Genomic DNA, 8,021 nt, shown 5'->3' on the forward strand with positions numbered 1-8,021 from the left:
TGCACTTGCCGCGCTCCGGCCTCGGGCCGCCCCGTGAATGCTGGCGCGGGCCGCACCGAGGCGACATCATCGCTAGCATGACGTGGCTGCGAGGCTACGCCGCAAGCTCGCTGCGGCATGACCTGGTCGCGGGCAGTGTCCTCGTGTGCCTCCTCATCCCCGCGGGAATGGCCTACGCCCAGGCAGCCGGCCTCCCTCCAGTCACGGGTCTCTATGCGACTGTCGTTCCGCTCCTCGTCTATGCCGCCCTCGGGCCTTCGCGCCTTCTTGTCCTCGGACCGGATTCGGCGCTCGCGCCGCTCATCGCGGCCGCCGTCCTTCCGTTCGCCGCTGCGGGCAGCCCGCGAGCGGTCGCGCTCTCGGGCCTTCTGGCGATCATCATCGGCGCTGCCCTGCTGCTGGGGGCCGTGCTGCGGCTCGGCGTTCTCACCGGCCTCCTCTCAGGGCCGATCCGGCTTGGCTACCTCGCCGGAATCGCGTTCACGGTCGCTGCGGGACAGCTCTCGATCCTCCTGGGCGCTTCCGCGCACGGGCACTCGCCATGGGAAGAGGTGGCTTCTGCGCTCACCGTGACGGCCCAGGGCGGAACCAACCTCGTGGCCATGGCCCTCGGCGTCGGCTCGCTGCTCCTCATCTGGGTGCCCCGACTCCTCAAGTGGCCCGTGCCGGGCGCCCTGTTCGCCGTCGTGGCTTCCGCCTTGGCAGTGTGGGTGCTGGGGCTCGGGGGCCGGGTCTCGGCTGTCGGAGCTCTGCCTCGCGTGGTCTCAGTGCTCGGGATCGGCCTCGTCTCCCCCGCGGATGTTGCACCGCTTGTCGGCCCGGCGATCGGCATCGCCCTCATCGCCTTCGCCGACACCGGGGTGCTGTCGCGCAGTCTTGCAGCCCGCGAAGGGCGGTCCGTCTCCGGCTCCCGCGAAATGGCGGCCCTTGGCGCGGCCAACGTCGCCTCCGGGCTTCTGGGTGGCTTTCCCGTCTCCGCGAGTTCATCCCGCACCCCAGTCGCGATCGAGTCCGGCGGCCGAACCCAGCTCACGGCCGTCGTCGCGGCGATCCTGGTCGTCGTGTTCGTCCTCGCGGCTCCCGGCGCCACCGCGTTCCTCCCGACGGCAACTCTCGCGGCGGTCGTCATCTCTGCCGCCGCGTCGATTGTCGACCTGCGCTCGATCATCCGGCTGTGGCGGATGAGCCGCGTCGAATCGCTGCTCGCGGTCGCGGCGTTCATCGGGGTCACGACCATCGGCGTGCTGCAAGGGATCATCGTCGCAGTCTCCCTTTCGCTCCTCGACTTCGTGAGACGCGCCTGGGGCCCCTATCGGGCCGAACTCGGCGACCTCCCGGACGTGCCCGGACACCACGACATCTCGAGGCATCCTGAGGCCGAGCGTGTGCCCGGGCTCATCCTCGCGCGCTTCGACGCCCCGCTGTTCTTTGCGAACGGAGCCGTCTTCTCCGCCTTCATCAGGGGGCTCGTCGAGGAGGCCAACCGGCCCGTCACGCATGTGATCGTCGCTGCCGAGCCGATCACGGGCATCGACACGACTGCGCTCGACGAGCTGGTCGTGCTCGACGACTGGCTGGCGGCCCACGGTGTCCAGCTCGTGTTCGCCGAACTCAAAGGGCCTGTGAAGGACCGGCTGCTGCGCTTCAGCTCACGAAGCCGTTTCGGGCCGGATCACTTCTATCCCACGGTGAGCGCCGCGGTCCGGGCCCTGCGGCCAGCGGATGGCGAGCAGGGCAGGCCGGCGGCGAACGACGGCGGCCTCTAGGCGGACGGGCGTCCTGAGTCTGCAGGAGACCGCGGCGAGCGTCCGCGGATGAAGCCCGCGGCCTGTGGAGCGAGGGCCGCGCCGACCTCGTCCGCCGTGCGCTTGACGCCCTTGACGGCGAACGAATGGTCGCCGCCTTCCTGCCACGCAACGGTCGACGTCGGCAGCGTCTCGGCGACGGCGTCGAGGAGTTCACGAGTCGCGAGTATGTCGCGGGTGCCTTGGAGGAAGAGCATGGGCACCCGGAGTCCGTAGAGATGCTCGTCCCGGAGCTTCTCGGGCTTGCCGGCGGGGTGGAGCGGATAGCCCAGGAAGATCAGGCCCGCGGGGTCGATCGCCCCTTCCGCGAGCGCCATTGAAGCCATGCGGCCGCCGAAAGACTTGCCCGCGGCCCACACCGGCTCGCCGTCTGAGCGGCGTCGAGCCTCCTCGAAAGCGGCCGCCCACACGGGGATAGCTCTGGGGGCGCGGTCCGGGAGGCGCTTGCCGGCCTCCATATAGGCGAAGTTGAACCGCAGGGTCGCGATGCCGAGGTCGGCGAGGGCCTCCGCGAAACCCACCATGAACGGGTGGTCCATCCCCGCGCCGGCGCCGTGTGCGACGACGACCGTCGCATCGGGCGACGCGGGGCGGAGCCAGACGCCCGAGACGTCGCCGGAAGGTGTCGGGATCGTGATGCGCTCGCCGCGTTCGCTCATCCCCCTATCCTGCGGCAGTGCGCGCTTCCTCGGGCGCACTGCCGAGGGCGGCGGTGAACGCGGCGGCGCGGGAGGTGATCTCATCCCAGACGCCTGCTTCTACGGCCGACGGCGGCACGACGGACGTCCCGCAGCAGACCGCGAGCGCACCGGCGTCGAGATACGACCGCGCATTGGACGCGTCGATTCCGCCGGAGGGCAGGAGCTTGACGCCCGGGTACGGTCCGCGCAGGTCCTTGAGGAACCCGGGGCCGACCTGGCGGGCCGGGAAGATCTTGACGACGTCGGAGCCGAGATCGAGTGCCTCGGCAACCTCCGAGGGGGTCATGGCTCCCAGGCACACGGGAATGCCCGCGGCGACGGCGACCTCTGCCACGGCTGGCCGGATCCCGGGCGTGACGAGGAACTGGGCGCCCGCATCGACGGCTGCCCGCGCCTGATCAGCCGTGAGCACGGTCCCGACTCCGACCACCGCGCCGTGGTCCCCAGCGTGCTCCACGGCCCGCCGTACGTGCGTGACCACGTCGGGTGTCGTGAAGGTGAGCTCGAGCGCTCGCACACCTCCGGCGGCGAGGGCCCCCGCGAGAGCGGCGGCATCGGGAATGGCGTTGGCCCGGACGACGGCGAGCGTGCGATCCTCGGCGAGCAGGGCGATGAGTTCTTCGGCGGTCATGGGAACGTTCCTCTCGGAGCATCAAGGCAACCCGTTGCGTATTTTGCAATCGCGGTTGCAGATTTTCTCTGTCCCTGTCTAGCATTGCGGAAAAACCGCCGTCAACCACACGGCTGCCCGCGAGCGCAACACCCTGTTACGCAACGCCCTGCTACGAGGAGCTCTGAAATCGACATGCCGACAGCCGTGTGCCTGGGCGAGACCATGGCAATGCTGACCCCCGAACCCGGCGTCGCACTAGACCGTGCCGCCACCCTGCACGTCGGGATCGGCGGCGCCGAATCCAACGTGGCAGTGGGCTTGGCGAGCATGGGACTCGACGCGCACTGGGTGAGCAGGGTCGGGCGGGACGGCTTCGGGGACCGGATCCTCTCCGAGCTCGCAGGCCACGGTGTGGGCCTCTCCGGGGTCGAGATCGACCGCACCCGGCCCACCGGCCTCTACGTCAAGCTCCCCAGGACGGCGACCGCGCCGGCTTCCGTCCTGTACTACCGCGGAGGCTCTGCGGCGTCGGCGATGAGCCCTTCCCTGCTCGATGACCCGCACGTTGCCCCGCTGCTCGCCGAAGCCGCCCTCCTCCACATCAGCGGGATCACGGCCGCGCTGTCCGAGGATTCGCTCGCGCTCCTCGAAGCGGTCCTGAGCCGCCCACGCGCCGGGTGCAAGGTGAGCTTCGACGTCAACTGGCGGCCGACGCTGTGGGAGGGGCGCGACCGGAGCGTCCTGCGCAGTCTCGCAAACCAGGCCGACATTGTGCTCGTCGGCAAGGACGAGGCCGAGCACGCACTGGGGACCGGGGACGAGGCGCAAATCCGGGCACTCCTCCCTGACCCGGAGACCGTCGTCGTCAAGAACGAGGCCACGAGCGCGATTGCGCTCGGCCGAAACGGCGAGCGGCAGGAGGTCCCCTCGCTCACCGTCGATGTCGTCGAGCCCGTGGGCGCCGGAGATGCCTTCGCCGCCGGCTACCTGAGCGGCGTCGTCCTCGGCCTCGACGAGAAGACGAGCCTTCGCCGGGGCCACGTCGCCGCGGCCTGCACGCTCGTCGTTCCCGGCGATCTCGGCCCGCTGCCCGCTCCCGCCATCCTCGACAGGATCCTCACCTGCTCCGACGGGGCTTGGGCCGCCTCCTCCGTTTCGCGCGACGGCTTCGCGCTCGGTGGCGACGCGTTCGACGTCAAAGCTGGGCTGCGGTGAGCCAGAGCCTCCTGCGCGCCCTCGACCTGCTCGACGAGCTCGCCGCCGGTCCCGCGAGCCTCGACGAACTTGCCTCGCGGGCGACCGTCCACAAGACGACGGTCATGCGGCTCCTGCACGACCTCGAGGAGAGGCGGTTCGTCGTGCGCGACGAGCAGCAGCGCTACCGTTTGGGCCGCAAGCTGTTCGCGCTCTCCTCCCTTGCGCTCGAGCAGCGCGGGCTGCGCGCCGTCGCCCACCCCCACCTCGCGCGCCTCAACGAGACGACAGGCCACACGGTCCATCTCGCGGCGTTCGAGGGACCGGATGTCACGTACATCGACAAGCTCGAGTCGCGCCATCCCGTGCGGATGTACTCCCGCATCGGGTTGACTGCCGCCCTGCACGCGGCTGCGGTCTCCAAGGTGCTGCTCGCGGACCTTCCGCGGGAGCGGCGCGCGAGTATCGCCGCGGGGATCGAATACACGGGGTTCACGGAGCGGACGATCACCCAAGCATCGGCGCTACTCGCCGAGCTCGACCGCGTGGCCGCCCAGGGCTGGGCGCTCGATGCCTCTGAGCATGAAGAGTTCGTGCACTGCATCGCCGCGCCCATCCGTGACGCCTCGGGCCGGGTCGTGGCTGCTGCGTCCTGCTCGGTGCCCGTCGTCCTCCTCGACCAGACGGGGCTCCTCGGGCTCCTCCCCGAACTCCTCGCCTGCACGGACGCGATCTCGGACGACCTCGGCTGGGCAGGCCGGGCGAACCGGGCAGGCTGAGCCTCGCGGCTCCTGCCCTTCGGGTGGACCATGGTATTGACTGGTACTATCCGAGCATGCCGGCAGGAAGGCGATGATGACCCTCAGCAATTCCGCGACGGGGCGTGCCGTACTGGATTCCATCGCAAACAGCCAAGTTCCCAAGCACGAGCAGCTCCACGCCATCCTCCTCCGGATGGCGAAGGATGAGCTCGAGCCGGGCGCGCGGGTGCCCAGCGAGCGGACGCTCATGGACCAGTTCGGCGTCAGCCGCATCACCGTTCGGGCGGCCATCGGGCGGCTCGTGAGCGAGGGCCACCTCGTGAGGGTGCCGGGCAAGGGCACCTTCGTCTCAGAGGGCACCGTCCAGTCCACCCTCCATCTGGCCTCGTTCACGCAGGAGATGGAGGCCCAGGGGCACAAGCCCAGCACGATCGTGCTCGAGGCCGCCCAGGCCGTTCCGCCCCCGGCGACCGCAAAGGCCCTAGGGCTCGACCGGTCCGACGAGGCCTATCACATCCGGCGTCTCCGCTTGGCCGACGGCCGCCCCGTGAGCGTCGACGACGCGTGGTACAACGCGTCCCTCGCCCAAGGCCTGCTCGACATCGATCTCACCGGGTCGATCTACCGCGCCCTCGCCGCCGACTTCGGCCACCAGATCGACAGGGCCCGGCAAAGCGTCAAGGCCGAAGGCGCCCCCTCGGACATCGCCGTCCTTCTGGGCGCCGAGATGGGCGCCCCGGTCCTCTACTTCGACCGGATCTCCTTCTCCGGCGAGCGCGCGATCGAGCACGCCCGCTCGTGGTACCGCTCGGACCGCTACGCCCTCACCATGGAGGTCCGGCTCTAGGCAGTCGGTGCCCAGCTGAAGAGGCGATCGCCGGCTTTGATCTCCCCTTCGACGACCCCGGAGGCCGTATCGGCCTTCGAATCGAGGACGACGACGGGGCTCACGAGCGAGTAGCCCGCGGCGACCGCGGGTGCAGGGTCGACCCGCATGACGGGAGAGCCGGCCTCCACGTGGTCCCCTTTCGCGGCGAGGAGCGTGAACCCGTCTCCCCTGAGCTTCACGGTATCGATCCCGACGTGCGTGAGAATCCCCCGTCCGCCGGCGTCTACGACCACGAATGCATGCGGAAGGAGTTTCACGAGCTTTCCTGCCACGGGGGCGACGACGTCGAACGGCTCCGGGGCCGGCTCGACCGCCGCGCCCGAACCGACCATCTGGCCGGCGAAGACGGGGTCGGGGACCTCGTGCAAGGGGACAACCCGGCCGGCGAGGGGCGAGACGACGTCGAGCGAGGGAGCAGTCACAGGAGATCCTCGATGTCCTCGGCGAGTGTGTCCGCCTCAGGGCCGACGATCACCTGAACGGCGGTTCCGGCGGTTAGGACGCCGTGCGCGCCGGCACCCTTGAGCAGGTCCTCCTTGACCCGCGAGGCGTCTTTCACCTCGGTCCGAAGGCGGGTGATGCACGCCTCGATCTCCACGATGTTGTCCGCTCCGCCGAGCCCCTCGATGATCTTCTCTGCCTTCGACATGGCTTTCCTCTCTGTGCCGCGTGTCTGTGCCTCGTGCCGTCCAGCGGGACGGAGGCCCTCCGCCCAACTGGTACTTACCAGATAGTACCGCTCCTTCCGACGGCCCCACAAGACCTGTGGGAATCCAGAAAATTGACCAAGCGTACTGCAATGATGCCGCGATGTGCTTTCGGCGTGTGATTGGATATGTCCAATGGCCTGATTTCCGTTTTTCCCGGGCACGCACCTTACCGCCTTGGGATTTGTTATTCGGCTCCGGAATTATTGGATGGGGAGGAGAACCGCCGCCATGAACAAGGGACGCCGCTTGAGGGCCGCCTCCGTCACCGCGTCGGCCGCCGCCTTGACCGCTGCGATAGCCGCCCCAGCTGCTGCTGCCGCGGACGCCTACACCGTGCGGCCGGGCGACACCCTCAGTGGAATCGCCTCCCGGACAGGCGTGCCGCTCAACACCCTCTTCCAGCTCAACGGCCTCGGCTGGAGCTCGATCATCTACCCCGGCCAGCAGATCCGGCTCGGCGACGGAAGCGGAGCTGCAGCCGCCGCGGCCAGCCCCAGTTCCGCAGGCGTGGCCGCAGCCGCTTCCCCTCAGACCTACACGGTCAAGAGCGGCGACACCCTCTGGGGAATCTCCCAGCGGACAGGCGTCCCGCTCAGCGACCTCTATCAACTCAACGGGCTCGGCTCGACGTCGACCATCTACCCGGGGCAGCGCATCGTGCTCCGTTCCGCGCCTCCCACGCCGGCATCACCAGCAACACCCCAGCCGACGTCGTCGGCCGCCCCCGCGCCGTCGGACGTCAGGGCAGCGACAGCCCCCCAGCCCGCGTGGTCCTCGTCGATGTGGAATGAGACCACCGCGCGGCACAAGACCATGTACGGCATCCAGGAGAAGACGGGAATCCCGCTCGGCACCCTCATGTCGAAGGGCGGCGGCAACACGTCCTCGGGCACCGAAACGGCCGCCCAGATCCAGTCGATCGTGCGGCAGATCGCCGGCAGCATGGGAGTCCCCACTGCACTCGCCCTTGCGATCGCCGAGCAGGAGTCGGGGTTCAGGCAGAACGTGACCTCCTCCGTCGGAGCGATCGGCGTCATGCAGATCATGCCCGCGAATGCCAGTTGGCTCTCGAGCCTTGCGGGGCGCAGCCTCGACCTCAGGAACACGACCGACAACATCACGGCCGGCGTCGCGATGCTCCGCTGGCTCCTCAAGAACGCCGCGAGCCAGGACATCGCGATCGCGGGGTACTACCAAGGCCTCTACGGCGTCCAGGCGTACGGGATGTACCCGGATACGAAGGCCTATGTCGCGCAGGTCAAGGCACGCATGGCGAAGTATTCGTAGGTCGCGCCCCAACGGGCTCAGGCATCGAGGGCTCAGCGGCCCCCCGGCCCCCTTGCGGCGA

Annotated in this window: 9 protein-coding genes; 5 read left to right on the forward strand and 4 right to left on the reverse strand. The window is 69.4% G+C overall.

The genetic code is table 11. The annotated features are described in order from the left end of the window. The first annotated feature begins 77 nt into the window (after positions 1-77). Complete coding sequence (locus tag V7053_RS08815) at positions 78-1,766, forward strand: SulP family inorganic anion transporter (protein WP_334171903.1); 1,689 nt, start codon at positions 78-80, stop codon at positions 1,764-1,766. Here the strand turns inward: V7053_RS08815 and V7053_RS08820 are convergent. Together V7053_RS08820 and V7053_RS08825 are read right to left on the reverse strand one after the other, a co-directional pair. Next, positions 1,763-2,464, reverse strand: coding sequence for an alpha/beta hydrolase family protein (locus V7053_RS08820; protein ID WP_334171904.1), 702 nt, complete (start codon positions 2,462-2,464; stop codon positions 1,763-1,765). The two genes, V7053_RS08815 and V7053_RS08820, sit on opposite strands and share 4 nt — an antisense overlap. Before the next feature lie 4 nt (positions 2,465-2,468). After that, positions 2,469-3,137, reverse strand: coding sequence for a bifunctional 4-hydroxy-2-oxoglutarate aldolase/2-dehydro-3-deoxy-phosphogluconate aldolase (locus V7053_RS08825; RefSeq protein WP_334171905.1), 669 nt, complete (start codon positions 3,135-3,137; stop codon positions 2,469-2,471). Positions 3,138-3,311: 174 nt separating this feature from the next. On the opposite strand from V7053_RS08825, the gene V7053_RS08830 reads away from it, so the two are divergent. The 3 genes from V7053_RS08830 (at position 3,312) to V7053_RS08840 (ending at position 5,921) form a co-directional block, all read left to right on the forward strand. Continuing rightward, complete coding sequence (locus V7053_RS08830; RefSeq protein WP_334171906.1) at positions 3,312-4,334, forward strand: sugar kinase; 1,023 nt, start codon at positions 3,312-3,314, stop codon at positions 4,332-4,334. Beyond that, entirely contained in the window at positions 4,331-5,092 is a 762-nt protein-coding gene (locus tag V7053_RS08835; protein WP_334171907.1) for an IclR family transcriptional regulator, read from the forward strand. The genes V7053_RS08830 and V7053_RS08835 overlap by 4 nt, the downstream gene beginning before the upstream one ends. Before the next feature lie 76 nt (positions 5,093-5,168). Continuing rightward, on the forward strand, positions 5,169-5,921 hold the full coding sequence (locus tag V7053_RS08840; RefSeq protein ID WP_334171908.1) for a GntR family transcriptional regulator: 753 nt from the start codon (positions 5,169-5,171) through the stop codon (positions 5,919-5,921). Here the strand turns inward: V7053_RS08840 and V7053_RS08845 are convergent. Further along, entirely contained in the window at positions 5,918-6,385 is a 468-nt protein-coding gene (locus V7053_RS08845; RefSeq protein WP_334171909.1) for a PTS sugar transporter subunit IIA, read from the reverse strand. The genes V7053_RS08840 and V7053_RS08845 overlap by 4 nt on opposite strands. Continuing rightward, entirely contained in the window at positions 6,382-6,834 is a 453-nt protein-coding gene (locus V7053_RS08850) for a PTS glucose/sucrose transporter subunit IIB (RefSeq protein WP_334171910.1), read from the reverse strand. The genes V7053_RS08845 and V7053_RS08850 overlap by 4 nt, the downstream gene beginning before the upstream one ends. A 67-nt stretch (positions 6,835-6,901) precedes the next feature. Here V7053_RS08850 and V7053_RS08855 point away from each other — a divergent pair, with 67 nt between their 5' ends. Then, entirely contained in the window at positions 6,902-7,960 is a 1,059-nt protein-coding gene (locus tag V7053_RS08855; protein WP_334171911.1) for a LysM peptidoglycan-binding domain-containing protein, read from the forward strand. The last annotated feature ends 61 nt before the right edge of the window (positions 7,961-8,021 follow it).

Source organism: Sinomonas sp., from assembly GCF_036848755.1.
In the GTDB taxonomy this organism is placed as follows: domain Bacteria; phylum Actinomycetota; class Actinomycetes; order Actinomycetales; family Micrococcaceae; genus Sinomonas.